This window comes from Micromonospora sp. BQ32 (assembly GCF_059358895.1).
In genome coordinates this window covers 354,718-375,493 of record NZ_JCADBI010000004.1, presented here as the reverse complement: position 1 = coordinate 375,493, position 20,776 = coordinate 354,718, and the positions used below count along the sequence as shown (strand labels likewise).

Annotated in this window: 19 protein-coding genes and 1 pseudogene; 14 read left to right on the top strand and 6 right to left on the bottom strand. The window is 68.4% G+C overall.

Features of this window, described 5'->3' with window-relative positions; translation table 11 throughout:
• The first annotated feature begins 235 nt into the window (after nucleotides 1-235).
• The 5 genes from msrB to AC5L30_RS11230 all read left to right on the top strand — a co-directional run bounded on the left by msrB (nucleotide 236) and on the right by AC5L30_RS11230 (nucleotide 5,480).
• The gene (gene msrB / locus AC5L30_RS11250; protein WP_494866969.1) at nucleotides 236-715 is read left to right on the top strand and encodes a peptide-methionine (R)-S-oxide reductase MsrB; all 480 of its coding nucleotides are present in this window, start codon (nucleotides 236-238) and stop codon (nucleotides 713-715) included.
• A gap of 9 nt (nucleotides 716-724) precedes the next feature.
• Nucleotides 725-1,231, top strand: a complete 507-nt coding sequence (gene msrA / locus AC5L30_RS11245) for a peptide-methionine (S)-S-oxide reductase MsrA (RefSeq protein ID WP_494866967.1) — start codon at nucleotides 725-727, stop codon at nucleotides 1,229-1,231.
• A 366-nt stretch (nucleotides 1,232-1,597) separates the two neighbouring features.
• On the top strand, nucleotides 1,598-2,254 hold the full coding sequence (locus tag AC5L30_RS11240) for a TetR/AcrR family transcriptional regulator (protein WP_494866966.1): 657 nt from the start codon (nucleotides 1,598-1,600) through the stop codon (nucleotides 2,252-2,254).
• A gap of 574 nt (nucleotides 2,255-2,828) precedes the next feature.
• Nucleotides 2,829-4,193: a hypothetical protein gene (locus AC5L30_RS11235; RefSeq protein WP_494866964.1), complete on the top strand. Its 1,365-nt coding sequence runs from the start codon at nucleotides 2,829-2,831 to the stop codon at nucleotides 4,191-4,193.
• Nucleotides 4,194-4,295: 102 nt separating this feature from the next.
• Nucleotides 4,296-5,480 (top strand): low temperature requirement protein A, encoded by a 1,185-nt coding sequence (locus tag AC5L30_RS11230; protein ID WP_494866963.1) that lies wholly within the window; start codon nucleotides 4,296-4,298, stop codon nucleotides 5,478-5,480.
• A gap of 180 nt (nucleotides 5,481-5,660) precedes the next feature.
• On the opposite strand, the gene AC5L30_RS11225 is transcribed toward AC5L30_RS11230, so the two are convergent.
• The 3 genes from AC5L30_RS11225 to AC5L30_RS11215 are packed head-to-tail and all read right to left on the bottom strand — an operon-like array spanning nucleotide 5,661 to nucleotide 8,262.
• Complete coding sequence (locus AC5L30_RS11225; protein ID WP_494866962.1) at nucleotides 5,661-6,224, bottom strand: GerMN domain-containing protein; 564 nt, start codon at nucleotides 6,222-6,224, stop codon at nucleotides 5,661-5,663.
• On the bottom strand, nucleotides 6,221-7,576 hold the full coding sequence (locus tag AC5L30_RS11220) for a sensor histidine kinase (protein ID WP_494866961.1): 1,356 nt from the start codon (nucleotides 7,574-7,576) through the stop codon (nucleotides 6,221-6,223). Before AC5L30_RS11220 ends, AC5L30_RS11225 begins: the two co-directional genes overlap by 4 nt.
• Nucleotides 7,573-8,262 (bottom strand): response regulator transcription factor, encoded by a 690-nt coding sequence (locus tag AC5L30_RS11215; RefSeq protein WP_494866960.1) that lies wholly within the window; start codon nucleotides 8,260-8,262, stop codon nucleotides 7,573-7,575. Before AC5L30_RS11215 ends, AC5L30_RS11220 begins: the two co-directional genes overlap by 4 nt.
• Nucleotides 8,263-8,416: 154 nt before the next feature.
• On the opposite strand from AC5L30_RS11215, the gene AC5L30_RS11210 reads away from it, so the two are divergent.
• The 5 genes from AC5L30_RS11210 to nhaA all read left to right on the top strand — a co-directional run bounded on the left by AC5L30_RS11210 (nucleotide 8,417) and on the right by nhaA (nucleotide 11,728).
• Nucleotides 8,417-8,833, top strand: a complete 417-nt coding sequence (locus AC5L30_RS11210; RefSeq protein WP_494866959.1) for an STAS domain-containing protein — start codon at nucleotides 8,417-8,419, stop codon at nucleotides 8,831-8,833.
• Nucleotides 8,834-8,978: 145 nt separating this feature from the next.
• The gene (locus AC5L30_RS11205) at nucleotides 8,979-9,590 is read left to right on the top strand and encodes an STAS domain-containing protein (RefSeq protein WP_494866958.1); all 612 of its coding nucleotides are present in this window, start codon (nucleotides 8,979-8,981) and stop codon (nucleotides 9,588-9,590) included.
• A 40-nt stretch (nucleotides 9,591-9,630) separates the two neighbouring features.
• A complete protein-coding gene (locus AC5L30_RS11200; protein ID WP_494866957.1) occupies nucleotides 9,631-9,906 on the top strand; it encodes a GlsB/YeaQ/YmgE family stress response membrane protein in 276 nt (91 codons plus the stop codon).
• Nucleotides 9,907-10,006: 100 nt separating this feature from the next.
• A complete protein-coding gene (locus tag AC5L30_RS11195) occupies nucleotides 10,007-10,300 on the top strand; it encodes a BON domain-containing protein (protein ID WP_494867203.1) in 294 nt (97 codons plus the stop codon).
• A gap of 108 nt (nucleotides 10,301-10,408) precedes the next feature.
• Nucleotides 10,409-11,728 carry a Na+/H+ antiporter NhaA gene (gene nhaA / locus AC5L30_RS11190; protein ID WP_494866956.1) on the top strand — a complete coding sequence of 440 codons (1,320 nt, stop codon included), beginning with the start codon at nucleotides 10,409-10,411 and terminating at the stop codon, nucleotides 11,726-11,728.
• A gap of 6 nt (nucleotides 11,729-11,734) precedes the next feature.
• On the opposite strand, the gene AC5L30_RS11185 is transcribed toward nhaA, so the two are convergent.
• The 3 genes from AC5L30_RS11185 to AC5L30_RS11175 are packed head-to-tail and all read right to left on the bottom strand — an operon-like array spanning nucleotide 11,735 to nucleotide 14,537.
• The gene (locus AC5L30_RS11185) at nucleotides 11,735-12,784 is read right to left on the bottom strand and encodes a PucR family transcriptional regulator (protein ID WP_494866955.1); all 1,050 of its coding nucleotides are present in this window, start codon (nucleotides 12,782-12,784) and stop codon (nucleotides 11,735-11,737) included.
• A gap of 60 nt (nucleotides 12,785-12,844) precedes the next feature.
• A complete protein-coding gene (locus AC5L30_RS11180; RefSeq protein ID WP_494866953.1) occupies nucleotides 12,845-13,633 on the bottom strand; it encodes an efflux permease Rv1217c-related protein in 789 nt (262 codons plus the stop codon).
• Nucleotides 13,611-14,537: an ABC transporter ATP-binding protein gene (locus AC5L30_RS11175; protein ID WP_494867202.1), complete on the bottom strand. Its 927-nt coding sequence runs from the start codon at nucleotides 14,535-14,537 to the stop codon at nucleotides 13,611-13,613. Before AC5L30_RS11175 ends, AC5L30_RS11180 begins: the two co-directional genes overlap by 23 nt.
• Nucleotides 14,538-14,809: 272 nt before the next feature.
• Between AC5L30_RS11175 and AC5L30_RS11170 the strand changes: the two genes are divergently transcribed.
• The 4 genes and pseudogenes from AC5L30_RS11170 to AC5L30_RS11155 all read left to right on the top strand — a co-directional run bounded on the left by AC5L30_RS11170 (nucleotide 14,810) and on the right by AC5L30_RS11155 (nucleotide 20,762).
• The gene (locus AC5L30_RS11170; protein ID WP_494866952.1) at nucleotides 14,810-15,700 is read left to right on the top strand and encodes an ABC transporter ATP-binding protein; all 891 of its coding nucleotides are present in this window, start codon (nucleotides 14,810-14,812) and stop codon (nucleotides 15,698-15,700) included.
• Nucleotides 15,697-17,298 (top strand): efflux permease Rv1217c-related protein, encoded by a 1,602-nt coding sequence (locus tag AC5L30_RS11165; RefSeq protein ID WP_494866951.1) that lies wholly within the window; start codon nucleotides 15,697-15,699, stop codon nucleotides 17,296-17,298. The genes AC5L30_RS11170 and AC5L30_RS11165 overlap by 4 nt, the downstream gene beginning before the upstream one ends.
• A gap of 112 nt (nucleotides 17,299-17,410) precedes the next feature.
• Nucleotides 17,411-17,638, top strand: a pseudogene (locus AC5L30_RS11160) (NAD(P)-dependent dehydrogenase); the annotation flags it as partial.
• Nucleotides 17,639-17,996: 358 nt separating this feature from the next.
• Complete coding sequence (locus tag AC5L30_RS11155) at nucleotides 17,997-20,762, top strand: ATP-binding protein (RefSeq protein ID WP_494866950.1); 2,766 nt, start codon at nucleotides 17,997-17,999, stop codon at nucleotides 20,760-20,762.
• Nucleotides 20,763-20,776: the final 14 nt, after the last annotated feature.

Below are 20,776 nucleotides of genomic sequence, written 5' to 3'. Positions count from 1 at the left end.
GTCAAGTCCACTCTAGGAGTCTGGCCGGCACCGCGGTGACGTCTAGATATCCCAGTTCAGCTAGCATGTCATCGCAGTCAGACGGTCACCTCCGGGTCATATTTTTGGGACTGTACGGTCCAAGCAAGAGGGCGGTTTCGGGAATATAGCCGGCGCGCAAGGTGTCTGTATTCGCGGGTCCAGATGGGTTCACCTGGTTCCCCAGCCGCAAGCTGAAGGTCGGGAAGGAAGAGCTGTGTCCCAGCAGACCCAGTACCACAAGAACCCGGAGGCCGTTTCGCGGCTCGACCCGGAGCAGCACCGCGTGACCCAGCAGGACGGCACCGAGCGCCCGTTCGCCAACGCCTACTGGGACAACCACGAGCCCGGCATCTACGTCGACGTCGTGTCCGGCGAGCCGCTGTTCGCATCGGTCGACAAGTACGACAGCAACTCCGGCTGGCCGAGCTTCACGAAGCCGATCGCCGAGACGAACGTCGTCGATCGCGAAGACTCCAGCCACGGGATGATCCGGACTGAGGCCCGCTCGCTGCACGGGGACAGCCACCTCGGCCACATCTTCAACGACGGTCCCCCCGACAAGGGCGGACTGCGCTACTGCATCAACTCCGCGTCGTTGCGGTTCATCCACCTCGACGACCTGGAGCACGCAGGGTACGGCGAATACCGCACCGTGTTCACCGGTGACGCCAACACTGACACCGACGACAAGTAAGGAAACGACGTGACCACCGAAAAGACGATCCTCGCCGGCGGCTGCTTCTGGGGCATGGAGGAGCTGTTCTCCAACCAGCCGGGCGTCGTGTCCACGCGCGTCGGCTACAGCGGCGGCGACGTCCCGAACGCCACCTACCGCAACCACGGCACCCACGCGGAGTCCATCGAGGTCGTCTACGACCCCGAGAAAACCGACTTCCGCGCGCTGCTTGAGTTCTTCTTCCAGATTCACGACCCCTCGACGAAGAACCGCCAGGGCAACGACATCGGCACCAGCTACCGCTCGGCGATCTTCTACACGAGCGACGAGCAGAAGCGGGTCGCCGAGGACACGATCGCCGACGTCGACGCCTCGGGCCTGTGGCCCGGCAGGGTCGTCACCGAGGTAACCCCGGCAGGCGACTTCTGGGAGGCTGAGCCGGAGCACCAGAACTACCTGAAGACCTACCCCGACGGCTACACCTGCCACTTTCCCCGCCCTGGGTGGAAGCTTCCGAAGCGGGCGAAGGCCTGACACCTCCGGCGCGCGGACCTCGGGTCCGCGCGCCGGCTCACGCCGACGTGGTCGGCTTGGACGAGGAGTCCGCCGGATGGGTGCAGCCACTCACGGGCGCCGCGCGAGACGTGGCACTCAATCGGCCTCTGGCGCGGCCGCTGGCGACACATCGCCGAACAACCCGTTGTGAGGAGTCCACGAAAAGAGGACCAGATAGTCCAGATGCAGGCACGCCGCCTCGACGATCGCGTGATCATTTCATCATTCGGTCAAGCCGGAAGTGCAGGCAATCGCCCTTCACCATCACGAATGCGACATGACGTCGAATGGACTTAAAGGTCCCATTCGCCATGGCTTATCTGGCGCGCTGGATACACTTGACCGATGAGCGACGACCGGGTGGCTGCGCCGACGAACCAGCGGAGGATCAGTCAACGGGGCATCGCTACGCGAGAGCGAATCCTCGAGGCGGCCAACCGGCTGATGTTCGTGCGCGGAGTGAACGCGACAACCCTTGACGACGTCCGCGAGGCAAGCCAGACGAGCAAGTCCCAGCTTTACCACCACTTCGCCGACAAGCAGGAACTCGTACGGGCGTTGGTCAAATATCGAGGTGAGCTTGTGCTTCAGCGCGAGCGTGGAGGGCTCGAGCGACTGCGATCGTTCTCAGGGCTGGTCCGGTGGCGTAACGCGCTGGTCCAGGCCAACTCGCTGAACAACGGCAAGTACGGATGCGGCCTCGGGTCGATGGCTGTCGAGCTGTCCGACCAAGATGAGCAGGCTCGATCGATGCTGTCGGAGACGTTCGCGGCATGGGAAAAGCTGATCAGTAATGGTCTGCACCGGATGCGCGACAGCGGCGCACTGCGCCAGGACGCCGACCCGGAGAAGTTGGCCACGGGATTGATGGCAGCTCTGCAAGGCGGCTACCTGCTGGCGAACGCCGCACACAACGTCGCACCCATGGAAGTTGCTCTAGATATGGCGCTTGCACACATCAAGTCATTCCTCGTGCAGCCCTCCGGTGAGCCAACCCGTTAATTGAGCCCAGCTCTGAGCCTGGATGGCTGATCATCCCCTTCGCTCTTATCCTCCTGTGGCGGTTGGCTGGCACGATGGCCCGATGGCGACAGAGCCCGATGGAGCACCGACGGATAACGCCAGCTATGGCGCGGCGCGGCTCCTCCGAATCCCTACGGCGCCTACCAGGTTGCTGACGGGCTGGGCGGGATAGCGGCGCCGCTGCTGGCGGCGGCAGCGGTCACGCTGCTCGGCTTGGTGCTGCAGATCGAGAGTGCCCTGAGGTGGCCGAGCCTGTCCCTGCTGCTGTTCGGGGCGGCGATGATCCTGCTGTTGCGGGCGGTCCAGTCGCACGCGCTCGTGGCTATTCGGTGACACTGAGCGAAGCTCTCGCTGGTATCCGGACGCCGCGGACCTGCAGCGGCGTCGTGTCGTCCAGTGGGAGTTGCGACGTCACCAGGCCGCGTGGCGGTTCTGGATCGGCCGTGCCCGCCGCCACTACAACCTGGGGTCCTGTTTCTGCTGATCGGCGCGGCAGTCCTCCTGGTGCCTTATCGCCGAGCTTCATCCGGCCGATGCCGCCGTCATCCGCCGAGTGCTCGAGACGATTCGGTGGCGGGACAAGGTGCCGGGGTGCCCGCAGGAGGATCTGCTGCCCCTTACCGAAGCGGACTACCACGCTGCGGTGGACGCTGACGATCACGTACGGGCCGGTCTGCGGGCGGTGGAGCTCAGCGGCCTGCTACGCGTCCGCACGCAATTCACCGAGGCGCTGCCGTACGCCGAACAGGCCATCGCGCATCACCGACGGGCGGGATTCGGACTGTGGAGTCAGCGATTCGACCTCGGGCGGCGCTTGCAACTCCTCAACGACCTGTGCCGCTGGAAGGAGGTCCTCGGGGAGCTGACACCTCTGCGGAACCATTTGCGCGGCGAGCCGGACCTACCCAGCCGCACCGACCCGGTCAACCCGTCAGCGGTGCGAGACCAGTTGCTGGCCTTCGGCTTGCTGGCCGCAGTTGCCCTGCGGGACTGGGAGTTGGCCCTCGAATTCCACGACGACTTCGCGGCGAACATGCAGCTGCGCGGCGCGAGTCGCGTCGAGCTCGCCCTGCACAGGCTGGACCGGGTCACGCTGCTGATTCCCCTCCGACGCATCGCCGAGATCGCAGAGGTGTACGACGGGGTACGAGCGGTGCTCTCGGAGAACCTGGACGTGGAGACCCGGGCGCGGTTTGACGTGGCGTTGGACCGGGCCGCGAGAACGTTGGCGCCAGAGGCGCCCTGGCGTCGGCAGGCGCTGGCCGACGCGTACGAAGGGACGGACAGCGGGGAGGTCAGCCTTCCACTGATCGCGCTGGAGCACTACTACTTCGCGATCGGTGACGGACCGGCCAGGACGCCGACGGCCAAGGCGTCGCATCTGCTCGCCTCGGCGATCGTCTGCAGGCTGGACGGTCAGGACGCCTCGGCCGACTTGACGATCCGGTACGTGGCACCGCACCTGTACCAGCCGGACGGTGCCCGGGTCATTCCCACCCTGGACAGCATCGTCGCCGTGGTGGAGGAGGTGCCCGGCGTACGGTTCAGGGAACTTGTCACCCAGGTAATCGGCACCCCGCGCCGGGCGGTGGCGGCGGTCGCCGATGCGGTGCAAGCCGCATACCGCATCCCGGTAGTGGAGTTGTTCGGCCTGGACCAGGTGGTCGTGGACCATGAGACGGCGATCGCCGCGGTGGCGACCGCTCACACCGGCGGGCTGAGGGAGCGAACGGCCTGCGAACCGATCCTGGTCGAATTGGCGACGAAGCCGGACGGGGCGCCACTCGCCGCGGCATTACGTCGGGCGGCGGCTGGGAACCTGCTGTCGGTGGACGAGCAGGGGGCGATGCACCCGGTCCATGCGGCGATTATCGGCGCGCTGCGCAGCAGGATCGGAAGCATCGGCCGTCAGCGGTGACCCATCGGCCAGTCCGCACAAATGTCACCGACTGGGGGGTTGATACCTGACGCTTGTGGTGAAGCACGATCTTCCCGGCTCAATCGTCGATATCGTGTTGGAGTGCCGACCTCGCCTCCCGAGAAGGGGGTTATTTGGGAAGAGCTCTTCTTCGACCTGGCCTTCGTGTTCGCGCTCACCCAGTTCTCCCACATGCTGCACGGCGACCACAGTTGGGCGGGAATAGGCCGGGTACTGCTGCTGTTCGTGACCGTCTATTGGGCCTGGGCTGGCACCACGATCTATACCGACCAACGCGATGTCGGCAACGCGCTGGACCGGGCTGGGGTCTTTGCCCTCGGGCTCGGCAGTCTGCTGCTGGCCCTGACGGTCCCCGGCGCCTTTGATGATCGGGGCCTGCTGTTCGTCGGTGTCTACCTGACGATGCGGGTACTGCTGGCGGCGCTGGCCTTGCGCACCCCGGGTGGCTGGCGGTCCCCGGTCTTTCGCCCCTACGGGTCGGGCCTGGTGGCCGGTCCGCTGCAGCTGGCGGGTGGCCTGCTGCACGGTACGACGCGAATCGTGCTCTGGTCGATCGCGGTCCTCGTCGATCTGGTCGGCACTACGCTCACCCGACGGACGCTGGACAAGGTCCGAGTTCGGCCGCTGCACTACACACACCGCTACGGGCTGCTGATCATCCTCGTGCTCGGCGAGTCGGTCATTCAGGTCGGAATGGTAGCCGTGGACGAGCCGCTGACCCCCGCCCGGTTGGCCGCCATCTGCCTCTCCTACTCCCTGGTCTGCGCACTCTGGTGGGCGTACTTCATCTACGGCGTCCGGGCCTTCCGGCAAGCGGTGGCCCGGAGCGCGCAGCAGGCAGACATCCGGCGCTCCGTCATGGTCTACGGGCACCTGCTGTTCAGTTTCGCGATCATCACGGTCGCCGTCGGCCTGTCCGAGGTAGTGACAGAGCCCTTCAAGCCGCTTCGAGCCGGCGAGGAAACCGTGCTCTTCGGCGGCGCCGCGCTCTTCCTCGGCACCTTCGCCTACACCCACTGGCGGATCCATCGAGAGATCGCGCGGCGACGGATCAGCGCAAGCGTGCTCTGCCTGGTCCTGCTGCCACTAGCACCCCTAGTGCCGGCCCTGGCCGCCCTGGCGGCCCTGTTCGCGGTGGTTGCCGGAGTGAGCGTGCTGGAAGAGATCATCCTGCACCGCCAGCCGGTGAGCGGGGAACTCGCGACGGAGGGCGAAATACGTGGCGATCCGGGTCACGCGGACGAGGGCCCCGTGGTGCGCGAATGACGCCATCCGACTCGAGCAGCGCCGCAACCGAGACGTCAGGCAGGTGCCGAAGATGCCTGACGAGGAGCGTTCGCTGGACTGCCGATGGACCGTAAAGCCGCCAGTCGGTCATTGTCTGCCCGAATGCGCTGCGGGGCAGACCTGAGGCTCACGCGAATCCAGGCGCAGTAGAGGCGAAGGTCAACGGGGGGTTATCAGTGGTGCGAAATCGGTGCGAGTGAGGGGCTGCTCGGACAGTGAACCGTCTGCGCGAGGCACCCCGAGAGGTCGGCCATCACGGGAAAAGGTGACGGTGGTGACATCCTCACGGCTGGTAAGGGTGCACACGATCTGCCCGAAGGCGAGGACCTCGTCGCTGCGACCGGCGTCCTCGCCGGGTTTGTCGACCTCAACGCGGGCCTGGGTGCCGGTCACGGTGACACCAGCGGCGTTCACCGCTCCGGGCAGCGCGCTGGTCAAGTCGTTGGCGCGTTCAGCCACAGTGGGTCCGACCAGCAGATGCCGCAGTTGATCCTCGATCGTTGGTGGCCGGTCGACGCGCCGGACAACAGAGATGATGCGGTTGTCGCGGACAAAGCAAAGGGTTTCGACGGCAGGGCCGACCGGGGCGCTGGTGTCGGCGGGCGCGGCGCTATGGAACGGCCCTTGCGGTGCCTGCACTACCCGGGGCGCTTCATCGGTGGGGATGCTGCAGCCGGTCAGTAGCGCGGCAAGCGCCAGCACGACGAGATGACGGCGGCTCATGGCAGGCTCTCCGGCAGGGTGACACGGAAGCAGGCGCCTCCACCGGACCGGTCACCGACGATGACCTGTCCGGCGTGTGCTGTGGCGTGCTGCGCGACCAGCGCGAGTCCGAGCCCCGTGCCGTCGCCAGTGCCGCGGGTGTGCGCTGCTCTTCCCCGCACGAAACGGTCGAAGATCGCCTCGCGGTCCTCGACGGGCACACCGGGTCCGTCGTCCTCCACCTCGATGATGCCGGCGCTACCGTCGCGGCAAAGCCGGACGCCTGCAGGACCGCCCCCGTAGGTCACCGCGTTGTCGAGCAGGTTCGCCAGGACCTGCGCGACACGGCGCCGCTCGACCAGCCACGTCGCCGGCACGTCGGGGGCGAGATGGACGAGCGTCGTGGGCAGATTGAGGGCGCGGCAGGCGTCACGGGCCAGCGCCACCACGTCCACGGGGCCCCGGTGGGCGGGCTGGTCACTGCGGGCCAGGTCGATCAGGTCGTTGACGAGCCGCTGGAAACGGTCGATCTCGTCGGCGACGAGCCCGGCCGCGATAGCGGTTCGTTCGTCCTGGTGTTCCCGACGGCGGGCCAGAACGCTGGCCGCCGCGGCGAGGGTCTGCAACGGCGAGCGCAGCTCGTGGCTGACATCGGCGGCGAACCGGCGGTCCCGCTCGATACGGTGCGCGAGGCGGTCGACCATCTGGTTGAACGAGGAGGACAGCCGGGTCAGGTCAGGGTCGCTGGCTGTGTCGAGGCGGGCGGTGAAATCACCGGCGGCGATCTTCTCAGCCGCGTCGGCGACCGCCGTCAGCGGACGCAGCCCGTGCCGGGTGGCGTACCAGCCGAGGGCCGCGCCGGACCCGGCGACCATGATCGCGACAGTGGTCAGCGCGAGCGCCAACACCTGGAACGTTTGCTCCAGCTCGCGCAGCGAGTTGACCTCGAAGTACGTCGCGGACGCGGACAGCGGCACCCCGACCACCAGGACAGATTGGCCGTCGACGCGTACCCGCTGCACCGCGGGCTCGCCGGCCGCGACGACCCGACGCAGCTCAACGGGAATGGCTGCGGTGGTGGTGGGGTCGGCGGTACGGGCGTACCACTCGCCGTCCAGGTGCAGCACCGGCCGCCGACTCCCGCCCGTGTCCAGCGACCGAAGCACCTCCACCACATCGGGAGTGTCCGTGTCGAGCCCGGCACGAACGACGGTAGCGTCGAAGTAGGCGGCGCGCAGGGCGGTGCGTTCCCGCTCGTCGAGCAGGGATCGGCGGGTCAGCTCGTAGGAGATCAGGGCCATCGACGCTGAGAGCAGGAACGCGCCGACGGCGAACGCGGCGGTGACCCGGGTACGCAGTCCGAGGCGTCTCATCGTTGCAGCTTGTAGCCCAGGCCCCGCAAGGTGACCAGGTGCTGGGGGTGCGTCGGGTCTGACTCGATCTTCTGCCGCAGCCTGCCCACGTGCACGTCGACGAGCCGTTCGTCTCCGCTGTCGTACCCCCAGACCCGTTCGAGCAGTTGCTGGCGGGACAGCACCCGGCCGGCGTGTTCGGCCAGCTCGCACAGCAGCCGGAACTCGGTGCGGGTGACCGGTACGGGTTGTCCGGCTCGGCGAACCTCTCCCCCGTCGGGGCTGATCTCCAACTCGCCGATCACGAGCACCGGCACGGGCTCCGGCGTGTGCCCGGTGACACCGGTGCGGGCGCGGCGGCGCAGAGCGCGCAGCCGCGCGGTCAGTTCCTTGATCGCCACCGGCTTGACGACATAGTCGTCGGCGCCGGCTTCGAGAGCGGCGACGATGTCGTGCGTGTCGTCGCGGGCGCTGACCACCACGATCGGCACGTCGTCGTCACGGCGCAGCTGGCGAATGCACTCGAAACCGTCGAGGCCGGGCAGCATCAGGTCGACCAGCACGTAGTCGGCCGGGTCGCGGCGCTGCACGCGCAGGCCCTCCTCGGCCGTGGCCGCGCCGAGAGTCTCGTAGCCTTCGTCCTCGAGCGCGAGCAACAACGCCAGACGGATTCGGTCGTCGTCCTCGATCACCAGTACGGCCGTCATACCGGGCATCATCCCCAGACGACCGGCTCGGCGGCCAACCGTGGCGGCCGGTTGGCTTATTTGTCACGGAACTGTCACAGATCCGCGTAGTGACCGCCAAGCCGGCACGGCAGGGTCCTAGACGACCGCGTCCGTGAAGGAGAGGGGTGTGCCCGTGACAGGACCGCTGGCAACCACGACGTGCACGCTGCCGCTGGTCGAGGTGTGCATCACCGAGTTCGACCTGGGCTGCCTGCCGGCGACCGGAGCAGTGTTCGACCGACTGCTGGCCTTACATCCGGCACAGGTGGTGGTCGACCTGTCTGGCTGCCGGCACATCGACGCCGCTGCCATCGGCCTCCTGCTCGATGTGCACCGGCGGCTGGCCCGTGCCGACGGGGTCCTCACCGTGCGCAACCCGAACCCGCGCATCCGGCGCATCCTGCACACCGCCCGTCTGGACCAGATCCTGCCGGTCGTCGACACTGCCTCATCGTCGCCGCCCTGCACCCCGACGACGGGACAGAAAGCCACCTCCACGCCGCCGGCGTTGGTCGCTCATGGCCGCGCCTCGGTAAGAGCCGCTCACTGACGATCGCCGGTGGTCCCACCTCTCCCATCATCGGCCTCGACCGCCACCGGGCCGGACGCTCCGGCTCGGGAGTGAGTTCGCTTCGGCACTGCACGAATGCCGTGTCCACCGCACGGATGGACACGGCCCCAGGAAGGACCAGAAGATGACTGTTGTCCCGGATGACCACCTGATGACCCTGATCTGCGACACCTGCGGCGACACCGTCAAGGCCACCGCGTGCGTGCTCCCCGACGCGGAGGTCGTCTGGACCCTGGTGTCCGAGCAGGGCTGGAGCGGGTCCCCGTTCGCCACCGGCCCGCACCGCTGCCCGCACTGCAGTCTGCTGCCGCTCCCTGGTGGCGGTCACGCGTCATGCGGCGACCACGGTCCTGGCGGCATCCTCGGCATCGACCACCTCGACGACGTGACCGTCGTCGCCGCCGACGGTGACGTCGACCTCGACACCGGGGACACCCTGCGCACCGCCCTGCGCCACGCGGCCGACATGGGCGGACACGTCGTGGTCGACCTGAGCCAGGTACACCTCATCGACTCCACCGGTCTCGGGCACCTCGTCCGTGCCCACCGCGAAGCCCGAGATCGTGGGGCCACCCTCTGCCTGGCCGCGCCGTCGCGGTTCATCCGTACCGTCCTGCACACGATGCGCCTGGACGGAGCCTTCCCCATCTTCGACAGCCGCGAGGACGCCCTCGCCCAACTGTCCAAGGGATCGCTGTCGGAGCGGCCAATCGCCACCGCCGCCCCGCGTTACTGATCGCACTCCACTCGTACTCGAAGGAGATCCGAGGGAGCCCATGAGCATCGCTGGTCTCGTCACCGCGCTCCTCGTCGGCATCGCTATCGGCCTGCTCGGCAGGCTCGTCCTCCCAGGACGCCAGGAGGCCCCGATCTGGCTGACCGTGTCCGTCGGGGTAGGCGCCGCGCTGGCGGGCAGCATCGTCGCCCGTCTCGCGGGCGTCGACACCGGCACCCTCAGCCTCCTGACCCTGGTCATTCAGGTCGGTCTCGCTGGCATCGGTGTGGTGCTCGTCGTGGCCACCGCCAGGCCCGACCCATCCGGCTCCCCCTGAACCGGAGACGACGCAGCGGCGGCGGAAGGCCAGCCCGAACACCGTCAGGCCGACCGCCATCCCGCTCGGCCTCGTCACAATCAAGGAGCTGACCGCGTACATACCATGGCCACTACCCGATGAGAACTGGTTCGCGGACGCCTCGCACCAGCCCGAGCCGGACCACGAGGATCTGAGACTCGAGGCGTTGGTCGCGCAGCGGTTGAGCATCGACTGGACCACGCGGCGCCAGCAGATCACCGTCTCCGTGCAGAACCGGGTCGTCATCCTCGCCGGCGTGGTGAGTGACGCGAACGCCAGGCAGGTCGCGGCGGACCTCGCCTACGACGTGCCGGGCGTCTTCGACATCTGCAACACACTGCGGCTCAGCGGCCCGCGGCGTAGTCACTGGTGACCGACGATCATCGGTGACAGGCTGATGGTCGTCGTTTGGCTACCGTAGTAGCCGGTGTGCCGGGAAGACTGGTCGGCGACTTCGTCACCAACCGACCGGAGGACCACGATGGCCCGCCCACCGGCGAACCGCACGCCACTCCTGCTCAGCCGCAGAAGTTGGCCTGAGGTACGCCGGATCGGCGACATTCTCCGGACCGAGACGGTCGGTGGGGTGCTGCTGCTGGTCGCCGCTGTGCTTGCTCTGGGTTGGGCGAACTCGCCCTGGTCCGACGCGTACCGCTCGCTCGCCGACATCACCGTTGGCCCCGGGGCGTTGCATCTGGACCTCTCATTGGCGCAGTGGGCCGCCGATGGCCTGCTGGCGATCTTCTTCTTCGTCGCCGGGCTGGAGCTCAAGCGCGAGTTCGTCGCCGGTGACCTGCGCGAGCCCCGCCGGGCGATGCTTCCCGTCGCCGCCGCCCTCGGCGGCATGACGCTACCGGCGCTGATCTACGTGGCGTTCAACGTGGGGGCCGGCGAGGGAGCGTTGACCGGATGGGCGATCCCGACCGCCACGGACATCGCGTTCGCCCTCGCCGTGCTCGGGGTGATCAACACAAGTCTGCCCTCGGCGATGCGCACGTTTCTGCTCACCCTCGCGGTGGTCGACGACCTGCTGGCCATTGTGATCATCGCGGTCTTCTACACCAGTTCACTGCACTTCGGGCCGCTGCTGCTCGCGCTGTCCCCGATGGCGCTGTTCGGTCTGCTGGTTCAGCGCCGGGTGCGGTCCTGGTGGCTGCTGCTGCCGCTGGCCGTCACGACGTGGGCGCTGGTGCACGCCTCCGGAGTGCATGCCACCGTCGCCGGGGTCGCGCTGGCCTTCACCGTTCCGGTGCTACGCCGTAAGCCGGGACCTGGCCCTGGTCTGGCGGAGCACTTCGAACACCGCATCCGGCCCCTGTCAGCCGGGGTCGCGGTCCCGGTTTTCGCGTTCTTCGCCGCCGGAGTCTCGGTTGCCGGCGCGGGTGGCCTCGGGGCGACCCTGACCGACTCGGTCGCCCTGGGCGTGATGGTGGGGTTGGTGGTGGGCAAGGCGGCTGGCGTCCTCGGTGCCACCTGGCTCGTGCAGCGGTTCACCCGGGCCCGGCTCGCGGAAGGGCTCGCCTGGTGGGACATGGTGGGGTTGGCGCTGCTGGCCGGCGTCGGGTTCACGGTGTCGCTGTTGATCGGCGAGCTGGCGTTCGGCGCCGGCACCGAACGCGACGACCATTCCAAGATCGGTGTTCTGCTCGGATCGCTGTTGTCGGCGGTGCTGGCAACCGTCGTTCTACGCGCTCGTAATCGGCATTACCAGGGGGTCTGCGCGCTGGAGGAGCGCGACAGCGACGCCGACGGGGTGCCAGACGTTTACGAGGAACAGCCGACCACGACAAGGCCGTCCTGAGCTCGGCTACGGTGGCCAGCCGAGCAGCCGAGCGCCGAGTACGGCTGTTTGCAGGGTGAACCGTTGGGTGGCTTCGCCGGGGTGGTAGCCGGTCAGGTCGCGGATGCGGTCGAGGCGGTAGGTGACAGCGCGGACAGACAGGTGCATCTGCCGAGCGGTGGCCGTGTGGTTGCCCTGGTTGTCGAAGAGCACGGTCAGGGTTTCCAGGTACGGCGCGGCACCGCCGCGAGCCGTGGTCAGTGGCCCGAGGACCGTGGTCACCAGGTCGGTGATGGCGTCGCGGTCACGCAGGAGCACGGGAAAGACCAGCAGGTCGGCAGCATTGAGTACGGGCGTGGTGAAGCCAAGCCTGACGGCGTAGTCGAGGGTTTGGCGGGCCTCGTCGAGGGACGTGGCCAGGCCGTGCACACCAGGTTGGGTGCGGCCGACGGCGATCTGCCAGTTGCCCGCACCGAGTTCGGTCAGAAGCAGGTGGGCGAGTTCGGCCGCGATGCCGCGCAGACCGCCGGCACTGATGCAGACCAGATCGCCGTTGCGCAGGGTGGTGAGGGTGTTGCCTTCGCCGAATCTGGAGGCAAGTACGGCATCGATGCGGTGTGTGATGCCGGAAGTCAGGCCGGCCGCACGGGCGATCAGGACGGTGTGGGTGGCCGACAGGCGGATGCCGTATCGGTGTGCGCGCTCGGCCAGACCGCCCGGGTCGGCCCTACCGGTGAGTAGGTCGTTGACGAACACGGCACGTTCGTTGTCGTGGCGATCCAGCTCGGCGCGGTTTTGCCGGGTGTACCCGTCCACGGCGGCGGTGAGCAGGACACGGGCGGTGTTCAGCAGTGTCTCGGCGCGGGAATGCACGGCGACGGCGGTGTCGGTCGGCGCGACCGGGGTGGCGCTCCAGCGGGCGGTGGTGGCATTCAGCAGCCCGGTAACAAGCTCGCTCAGCGTCAGCCCTTCATCCGCTGCGCGGGCGCCCAGGTTGACCGCTGCCTGAGGCCGGGCACTGGCCGGGAGGCACAGCAGATCCTGGCAGTCGTCCGCCAGCCAATTGTCGTCGTTCATGGGCTGTTCCTTGTCGGCGTGCTGGTGGCCGCCGGTGAACGGCGGCCACCAGCCTCAGGTTTACACACCGATGTCGCGGCGGTCGAACACGAGGACTCCGGCGGTCGTGGTTGCCGCACCGAGGAGCACGAGGGTGAGCAGCTCGGCCGGGTGCCAGCCGGTGTGCAGCGGGTCGGTGCCGATGAAGTAGTGAAACGGTGAGAGCCAGCGCACCCAGCGCCACCCGTCGAGCATGCCGCCGATGGCGTTGGCCATGTAGGCGGCCACGGCAAGGCCGCCGGTGGTCGCGAGGACAGCAGCGCGTTTTCCGGTGGCGGCGCCGACGAGGAAGGCGATCCCGGCGAAGCACCACACCAGGGCGACCAGGCCGGCGGACGCGGCGGCGACGTTGGACAGGGGGATGTCCATGCCGATCCAGGGAACAATGATCATCAGCAGTATCCCGGGGATGGCGGCGATCCCGGTGAGCGCGCTGCCGGCGGCGGCCACCCGGTGCCAGGCGAAAGCGGCTCGCGAGACCGGGTTGGCCAGCATCAGCTCCATGCCACCGTCCTCCTCCGGCCGAGCGATCGTGCGGGCAGCCAGCGTGATGGCGCACATCAGGACCAGCAGTGGGCCGACCAGGCTGAAGATGGTCGCCTGCAGATAGCCGGCGGGCGACAGCATGTCGGCGATGCCGAGGAAGTCCAGCATGCCCTGGGGCAGCGCATCCTGCTTCAGCTCCGCGGCTCCCTGGAACTGGCTGTAGAACGAGGTGTAGATGGTGGTGAAAGCGGCGACGCCACCGGCCCAACCGATCAATGCCAGACGGTCGTCACGCCAGGTCTTACGCACCAGCGCGGGAAGCATCGCCGGCTCCTTCCCCGTGGTAGTAGAACGACAGGAACGTCTCTTCCAGGTCGGGTTCGGCCGACAACATGTCCACGACCTCATGACGTGCCGCTGCCTTGATCAGCGGGTCGATGCGGCCGTCGACCGTGCATTTCAGCACCGGCCCGGACACCACCACGTCGCTCACTCCGGGCAGGACAGCGAACTCTGCCGGATCCACCGGATCATCGAAATGAATCTCGACGGCGCGGACCGCTCGCTTCCCCAGTGACTCAACCCGCTCGACCGCGGCCAACTGGCCGTCGCGGACGATGGCGACCCGGTCAGCCACCTGCTGCACCTCGGCCAGGACATGAGAGGACATGAAGACGGTCTGCCCAGCACCACTGGCGTCGCGGACCATGGCCAGGAACTCCTGCTGCATGAGTGGATCCAGCCCACTGGTCGGCTCATCCAGGACCAGCACCGCCGGCCGGTGCATGAACGCCTGCACCAACCCGACCTTCTGCTTATTGCCCTTACTCATCGTCCGTACCGAGCGCGAGAGGTCCAGGTCGAGCCGCTCCGCGAACTCGGTCACCTGCGACCAGGCCACGCCGCCGCGTGCTGCGGCGAAGAAGCGCAGCAGATCTTCCGCCTTGTCCCGCCCGGGAAACACGAGCTCGCCGGGCAGATAGCCGATCTGACGGTGCAGTGCGGCCTTGTCCCTGCGCGGGTCGAGCCCGAGCACAGTCGCGTGTCCACGAGTGGGGCGCAGGAAGTCCAACAGCAGTCGGATGGTGGTGGTCTTCCCCGCTCCGTTCGGTCCCAGGAATCCCACCACCTCCCCGGCGCGAACCTCCAGGCTGAGACCCTCGATGCCGCGATGCTGACCATAGAACTTGGTCAGGTCCTCGGTGTGTAGGGCGATGTCGCTTGTCATGCCCACATCGTCGTCGGCTTTCCGGCCGGGCATCCAGGTCGGCATCCGGCCGACAACTCGCTGATGCCGTTGCCGGACATCGGAAACCACAACCTGAACGCCGCCAGTGCGGTCCCGGACCATCCTTGACGATGTTCCCTGCGGCGCGAAGGCCGTTTGTACCGTGCAGCCGGGCGATCCCCGAGCCTTGGCTGCCGGGAGTACTCTCACGTCAGGTGCGCCGGGAAGTCTGGTCGGCAGGTCATGTCGTGCTGCGGCTCCTGGAGGCTCCGATGGGCGTTTCTGCCCTGCGCACCGAGAATCTGTCCAAGCGGTACGGACGGTTACTCGCCCTCGATGACCTCTCCATCGACGTCGCGGCGGGCGAGGTGTTCGGGTTTCTCGGCCCCAACGGCGCCGGAAAATCAACCACGATCCGGCTGCTGCTCGGCCTTGCCCGACCCACCTCCGGACAGGCGTGGATCTTTGACACCGACGCCGCCGACGTCGCCGCCGCCCATCGCAGGCTCGCCTACGTGCCGGCGGATGTGGCGCTGTGGCCACGGATGACCGGCGCCGAGGTGCTGGACCTGCTCGCCCGCATCGGCCCTGGCACAGACACCGCCTACCGCGACGAGCTCGTTCAACGATTCGCACTCGATGTGTCCAGACCGGCCGGCACCTACTCGACCGGCAATCGGCAGAAGGTCGCTCTGATCGCGGCGTTCGCCACCCGGGCGCCCCTGCTGGTGCTGGACGAGCCGACCAGCGGCTTGGATCCGCTCATGGAATTGCAGTTCCGGCAGGCTGTCGGGCTTGCCCGCGACAACGGGCAGACGGTGTTCCTCAGCTCCCACCAGCTCGCCGAGGTCGAGGCCGTCTGCGACCGCGTCGGCATTCTGCGCGCTGGCGAACTGGTGGAGGTGGCGTCCGTCGCGCAGCTGCGTCGACTGCACCACACCGAGGTGGCCGCGACGTTCACCGGCGCGCCACCGGACCTCACCGGCGTCCTCGGCGTCGACGGCCTGCGCAGCGATGGCGCCGCGACCGTGCGGTTCACCCTGAACGGCTCCCCCGCCGCGGCGCTGCGCGCCCTGGCCGACGCTGATGTGGCGACGATCGTCGTCCGCGAGCAGAGCCTGGAGGAGATTTTCCTCGCCTACTACGGGCAGAACGCCCGATGATCGTGACCGCGACGACAGCAGCCCGCCCGGAGCCTGTACTGAGAGGGCTCGCAGTGCGCCAGGTACGCCGTGGCGCCCTGGCCGTGACCACCGTGTGTGCGGGCATGTCCGCCCTGGTGGTGGCTGGCTACCGCACGGACGCGCTGGATCCGGCCGCCTTGGCGGCGCTGGCCCGCAACCCCGCGATCCGCACCCTGTTCGGCGAGCCGGTCGCGCTCGACCAGGCAGGTGGGTTCACGGTGTGGCGCACGGGCACCGTCCTGGCCGTCCTGCTCGGGGTGTGGGCGATGCTCGCCGCCACCCGGATCACCCGTGGGGAGGAGGACGCTGGGCGGTGGAGTCTGCTGCTGTCCGGCCGCACCACCCTCGCCGAGGCTGTCCGCCAGCACCTCGGTGTCCTGGCCATCGTTCCGGTCCTCGTCGGAGCGGCGACCGCGGCGGCGTTGATCGCTGCGGGAGTGGACGCCCCGGGTTCCTTGTTGCACGGAACCGGGCTCGCTGCCGTCGGGGTCTTCTTCGTCGCCGTCGGGGGCGCCTCGGCGCAGATGTTCGCCAGCCGGTCGGCGGCCAACGGTGCCGCGGCCGCCGTCCTGGTCGTCGGGCTCCTCATGCGGATGGTCGGCGACGGTGTGCCCACGCTGGCCTGGCTGCGGTGGCTGTCCCCGATCGGGCTCTTGGCGCTCACCCGCCCGTTCGACACCAATCGAGGGCTACCGGTGTCGGTGCTGACGTGCGCCGCAGTGCTGCTGCTAGCCCTCGCCAGTCGGCTCGCGGCGCGGCGTGACGTCGGCGCGGGGATTCTTGCGACGGTCGGCAGCCGGCCGGCGCGTACCGCGTTTCTCGGTTCGGTGCCCGGCTTCTCCGTACGGCGCACCATGCGGCCACTGGCCGCCTGGTCGGCCGGTATCGGCGCGTACTTTTTGCTCCTGGGCCTGATCGCCCGGTCCATGACCGAATTCCTGACCGGCAATCCCCAGTTCGCGACCATGGCGGCCCAGGCCGGCTTTCCTGCGCTCGGCACGGTCGAGGGTTATGCGGCCACCATGTTCGCGCTGCTGGCTGTTCCGGTCGGGGTGTTCGTCGCCGTGCGGCTCGCCGCCGTCGCCGCTGACGAGAATGCCCGGCGTCTCACCCTGCTGCTGGCCGCACCGGTGACCCGGTCACGGCTGTTGGGCGCCGAGGCGGCCGTCGCCGGCTGCGCCGCGCTGGTCCTGATCACGGTCGCGGGCGTCGCCATGTGGGTCGGCACGGCCACTGTTCAGGCCGGCCTTGGGGCCGGCGACGCGCTCGCCGGTGCCTGGAACGTCGTGCCGGTTGTGCTGCTGTGTCTGGGAGCTGCCGTCCTGGCGCTCGGATGGACACCGCGCGTCATCGCGGCGATCGGCGCCCTGCCGGCCGCTGGCGGCTTCATCTGGCAGGTCATCGCCGACAGCATCAACGCGCCCTCCTGGATCGGCGTGCTGTCCCCGTTCGCGCACCTGGCCGCGGTACCGACCACCGAACCGGCCTGGCTCGCAGCGTTGGTGATGGCCGGCACCGCCGCAGCAGGAGCGGTCGCCGGCACGATCGGCTACCGCCGACGTGACCTGGATGTCTGACCAGCCCATCACCCGGCGGCGGCACAGCCGAGGGCGGTACGTACCCTCTCGGCTGCGGCATTCGATCCGACCCGTTCCGGAGCCAGCAGCGCGACGGCGACGCCTCTACGTCATGGGCGACCCAACCACCCAGTCGCCCAAGTCCAAGCCCGAATTCAGCCAACAGCAGCCAGGGCCGGGTCTGGAGCAGCAGATGGGGCCGCGGCCGGACGCCGGTGAGCACAGCTACCGGGGCACCGGCCGGCTGACCGGTCGTAAGGCCGTGGTCACTGGCGCCGACAGCGGCATCGGCCGGGCCGTGGCCATCGCCTTCGCCCGCGAGGGCGCGGACGTAGCGATCTTCACGATCGCGTCAGTGGGGTCCTGGATCTTCCGCTCGGGGACGTCGGAGAACCGGATGTCCCCGACACCGTGCCACGTGACGGCCTTCATCGGATCGTCCCTTCGTCGGTTACCGCGGTGACGTACCCAGTCCCGCCCGCCGAAACAGTGCGCACTCTATCCGGACGTCTTCTCCGGCGCGCCGCCGTCGACTGATCCCACCACGAACCGCATGACGTTGAGGTGATCCACGACCAGCAGGACGTGCGGACGGACCCCTCCGACAGCAATCAGCTCGACCTCGTAGAACCGGTATGCTCGTCTCCTAGCCAGGCCGCTGAAGGCGGCCGAGTCCGACGACGCAGAGCGTGACGGGAATGACGACAGACATCGTCGGCAGAAGCGACGCTCTTGCGGTAATCGATGACTTCTGCGAGCGCTCACGCACATCCGGGAGATCTTTGATCATTGTCGCCGATCCCGGTTTGGGTAAGACCACGCTGCTGCGATACGCCGCCCGCCGTTGGGCGGCAGAGGGCGGCCGCGTCCTGGAGGTAACGGCGGTCGAGTTCGAAGCGGATATCAGTTTCGCGGCACTGAAACAGATTGTGAGCCCGATCGTCGATTCGGTCGCCGGCGCCGAGGTTACGCACGCCGCCATCCTGGAAGCCCTGTTCCATCCGAACACTCCTACGACGCTGGACCGGATGGCGGTCACCGAGGCTCTCCGGAACCTGCTCCGGGCCGCAGCTCACGATTCGCCGATCCTCGTCCTCGTCGACGACGTCCAATGGCTCGACAGGTCAAGCGCCGCGGTGCTCACGCTCCTGGCCCGGCGACTGACCGGAACGCGCGTCGGCCTTCTCGGGTCGACGCGCCCGGCGGCCGAAGGTTTCTTCGAGCGAGCACGGCTCGACGAGTACGTGCTGGCCCCTCTCGACAAGCAGGCGGCGGCAGAGCTTCTGACGGCCCGTCATCCCGAGTTGCCGCCCACGATCCGACGAAGGGTGTTGGCCAGCGCGGCCGGCAACCCATTGGCCCTCGTTGAACTGCCGCTGGTCCTCGCCGGCCCGGGTCACGACAGTCCGAGGGCCGACCTCTCTGTCCTCCCGCTCAACCGCCGGCTCGAGGTGGCATTCTCGTCTCGAATCGCTGGTCTGCCCGATGCCACGCGACAGTCGCTGCTGCTCGCCGCTCTCGAGGCGACCGGAAGCCTCCGCGTCCTTGAGGTCGCGGCGGGTGAGCGGCTCCTGGAGACACTGGCACCCGCGGAACGGGCTCGACTCGTCCACATAACTCACCATGGCACGCGACTGGAGTTCTCCAATCCGCTGACGCGATCGGCCGTCGTCAACGCCTCCACGGCCGCGCAGCGGCGTTCGGCCCACCGCCGGTTGGCGGAGGGCACGCGTGACGACCCGGACCGGAGGGTGTGGCATCTCGCGCAGAGCAGCCACGGACCTGATGAGCAGGCAGCCTCCTCGCTGGAAGAAGCGGGATATCGGCTGGTCCGGCGCGGTGACATCGTCGGCGCGGTGACCGCGCTCACCCACGCCTCGATGCTCAGCCCCGCCGACACGCAGCGGGCTCGCCGCCTGGCTGTCGCGACCTACCTCGGTGCTCGGCTGGCGGGCGGGATCGCGGGAGCTGGTGACCCGCTGCGCGAGGTGCGTCAGCTCGACGCTGGGCATCAACCCTCCCTGGACATGGCGGTGGCCACGTCATTCGTCATCCTCAACGCCGACGGTGACGTCGACACGGCCCACCGCATCCTCGCTGGCGCGTTGGAAGCCGTGGGTGAGGAGTCGCATTCGACGTTCCAGGTCAGGGAAGCCCTACTCACCCTGCTGTACGTCTGTTTCTTCGGTGGGCGCAGCCATCTCTGGTCGGTCTTCGACGTGGTCTTGTCACACCTGAACCACACGGGCCTCGACACCGTCGTTCTGATGCGGCACACGCACTCGGATCCAGCGAACGCCGGCGACGCCGCGTACCGACAGCTCGACCGGCTCGTCGAGAGCCTGGATCAGGTCAACGACCCCGGCGAGATCGTCCTGGTCGGCCTCGCCGGGTCGTGGGTGGACCGGCTTGCTGGCTGCCGTGCCGCCCTGCACCGCGCGCTGGAGCGGGGACGTGCGGCGGACGACACGACTGTCATGACGCAGGCGTTGACCCTGCTGGCACTCGACTCCTACTTCCTGGGCCAGTGGCAGGACAGCGAGCGGTACCTGGCCGAGGCGCTGTCCCTGACCAAGGAACAGGGGCTGCGGCTCTTCCGCTGGGCCATCGATCACTGGATCGCCACACTCGCCGCTGTCCGCGGCGACGAGGAGACTGCGCGACGGATCACCGACGAACTCAGCTACTGGGCCGTACCTCGAGGTGTGGCCGTCGTGAGCCATCTCTGCCACTACACCCGGACCCTGCTCGCACTGGGCTCTCAGAACTATGAGGAGGCATACCGGGAGGCGACGTCGATCAGCCCTGCCGGCACGATCCCGCCTTTCCGCCCGGTGGCGATCTGGGTGGTGCTCGACGTGGTCGAGGCCGCCGTCCGGACCAACCGCCACGGGGAAGCCCGGGCGCACGTCGCCGCGGCTCGTACGGCGCGACTGGAGACGCTCTCCGGGCGGCTCGACATGCTGGTGACGGCCGCCGAGGCGCTCGTCTGCGCCGAGGATCAGGCGACAAGCCTGTTCGATCGGGCGCTCGCGACACCGGATGCCGAACGGTGGCCGTTCGACCAGGCCCGCGTCGAGCTCCTGTTCGGCCAGCACCTCAGACGGATCAGGTCGGGGCGTGCCGCGCGGGAACACCTCGGACGGGCCCGCAGGACGTTCGAACGCCTCGGAGCCAACGGGTGGGCGCGAAGCGCTCGCCGGGAGCTCAGAGCAGCAGGCCAACGAACGGGAACGACCCGCCAGCCAGGCGACGCGACCCTGACCGGCCGGGAACACCTCATCGCCCAGCTGGCCGCGACCGGCATGACCAACAAGGAGATCGGCGAAGAGCTGTTCCTCTCGGCGCGGACCGTCGGCGCGCACCTCTACCGCATCTTCCCCAAACTCGGCATCACCTCACGGGCGGGTCTGCGAGACGCCCTCACGATCATGGGCGAGACCAGCACAGACCAGCACGAGTAGGGCGGCTGATGACG

What these genes read in the sequence shown, in the direction of transcription:
- AC5L30_RS11240 (WP_494866966.1), top strand. Translation starts at nt 1,598, where the DNA reads ATGAGCGACGACCGGGTGGCTGCGCCGACGAACCAGCGGAGGATCAGT.
- AC5L30_RS11225 (WP_494866962.1), bottom strand. Translation starts at nt 6,224, where the DNA reads ATGAGCCGCCGTCATCTCGTCGTGCTGGCGCTTGCCGCGCTACTGACC.
- AC5L30_RS11220 (WP_494866961.1), bottom strand. Translation starts at nt 7,576, where the DNA reads ATGAGACGCCTCGGACTGCGTACCCGGGTCACCGCCGCGTTCGCCGTC.
- AC5L30_RS11215 (WP_494866960.1), bottom strand. Translation starts at nt 8,262, where the DNA reads ATGACGGCCGTACTGGTGATCGAGGACGACGACCGAATCCGTCTGGCG.
- AC5L30_RS11205 (WP_494866958.1), top strand. Translation starts at nt 8,979, where the DNA reads ATGACTGTTGTCCCGGATGACCACCTGATGACCCTGATCTGCGACACC.
- AC5L30_RS11200 (WP_494866957.1), top strand. Translation starts at nt 9,631, where the DNA reads ATGAGCATCGCTGGTCTCGTCACCGCGCTCCTCGTCGGCATCGCTATC.
- nhaA (WP_494866956.1), top strand. Translation starts at nt 10,409, where the DNA reads ATGGCCCGCCCACCGGCGAACCGCACGCCACTCCTGCTCAGCCGCAGA.
- AC5L30_RS11185 (WP_494866955.1), bottom strand. Translation starts at nt 12,784, where the DNA reads ATGAACGACGACAATTGGCTGGCGGACGACTGCCAGGATCTGCTGTGC.
- AC5L30_RS11180 (WP_494866953.1), bottom strand. Translation starts at nt 13,633, where the DNA reads ATGCTTCCCGCGCTGGTGCGTAAGACCTGGCGTGACGACCGTCTGGCA.
- AC5L30_RS11175 (WP_494867202.1), bottom strand. Translation starts at nt 14,537, where the DNA reads ATGACAAGCGACATCGCCCTACACACCGAGGACCTGACCAAGTTCTAT.
- AC5L30_RS11170 (WP_494866952.1), top strand. Translation starts at nt 14,810, where the DNA reads ATGGGCGTTTCTGCCCTGCGCACCGAGAATCTGTCCAAGCGGTACGGA.
- AC5L30_RS11165 (WP_494866951.1), top strand. Translation starts at nt 15,697, where the DNA reads ATGATCGTGACCGCGACGACAGCAGCCCGCCCGGAGCCTGTACTGAGA.
- AC5L30_RS11155 (WP_494866950.1), top strand. Translation starts at nt 17,997, where the DNA reads ATGACGACAGACATCGTCGGCAGAAGCGACGCTCTTGCGGTAATCGAT.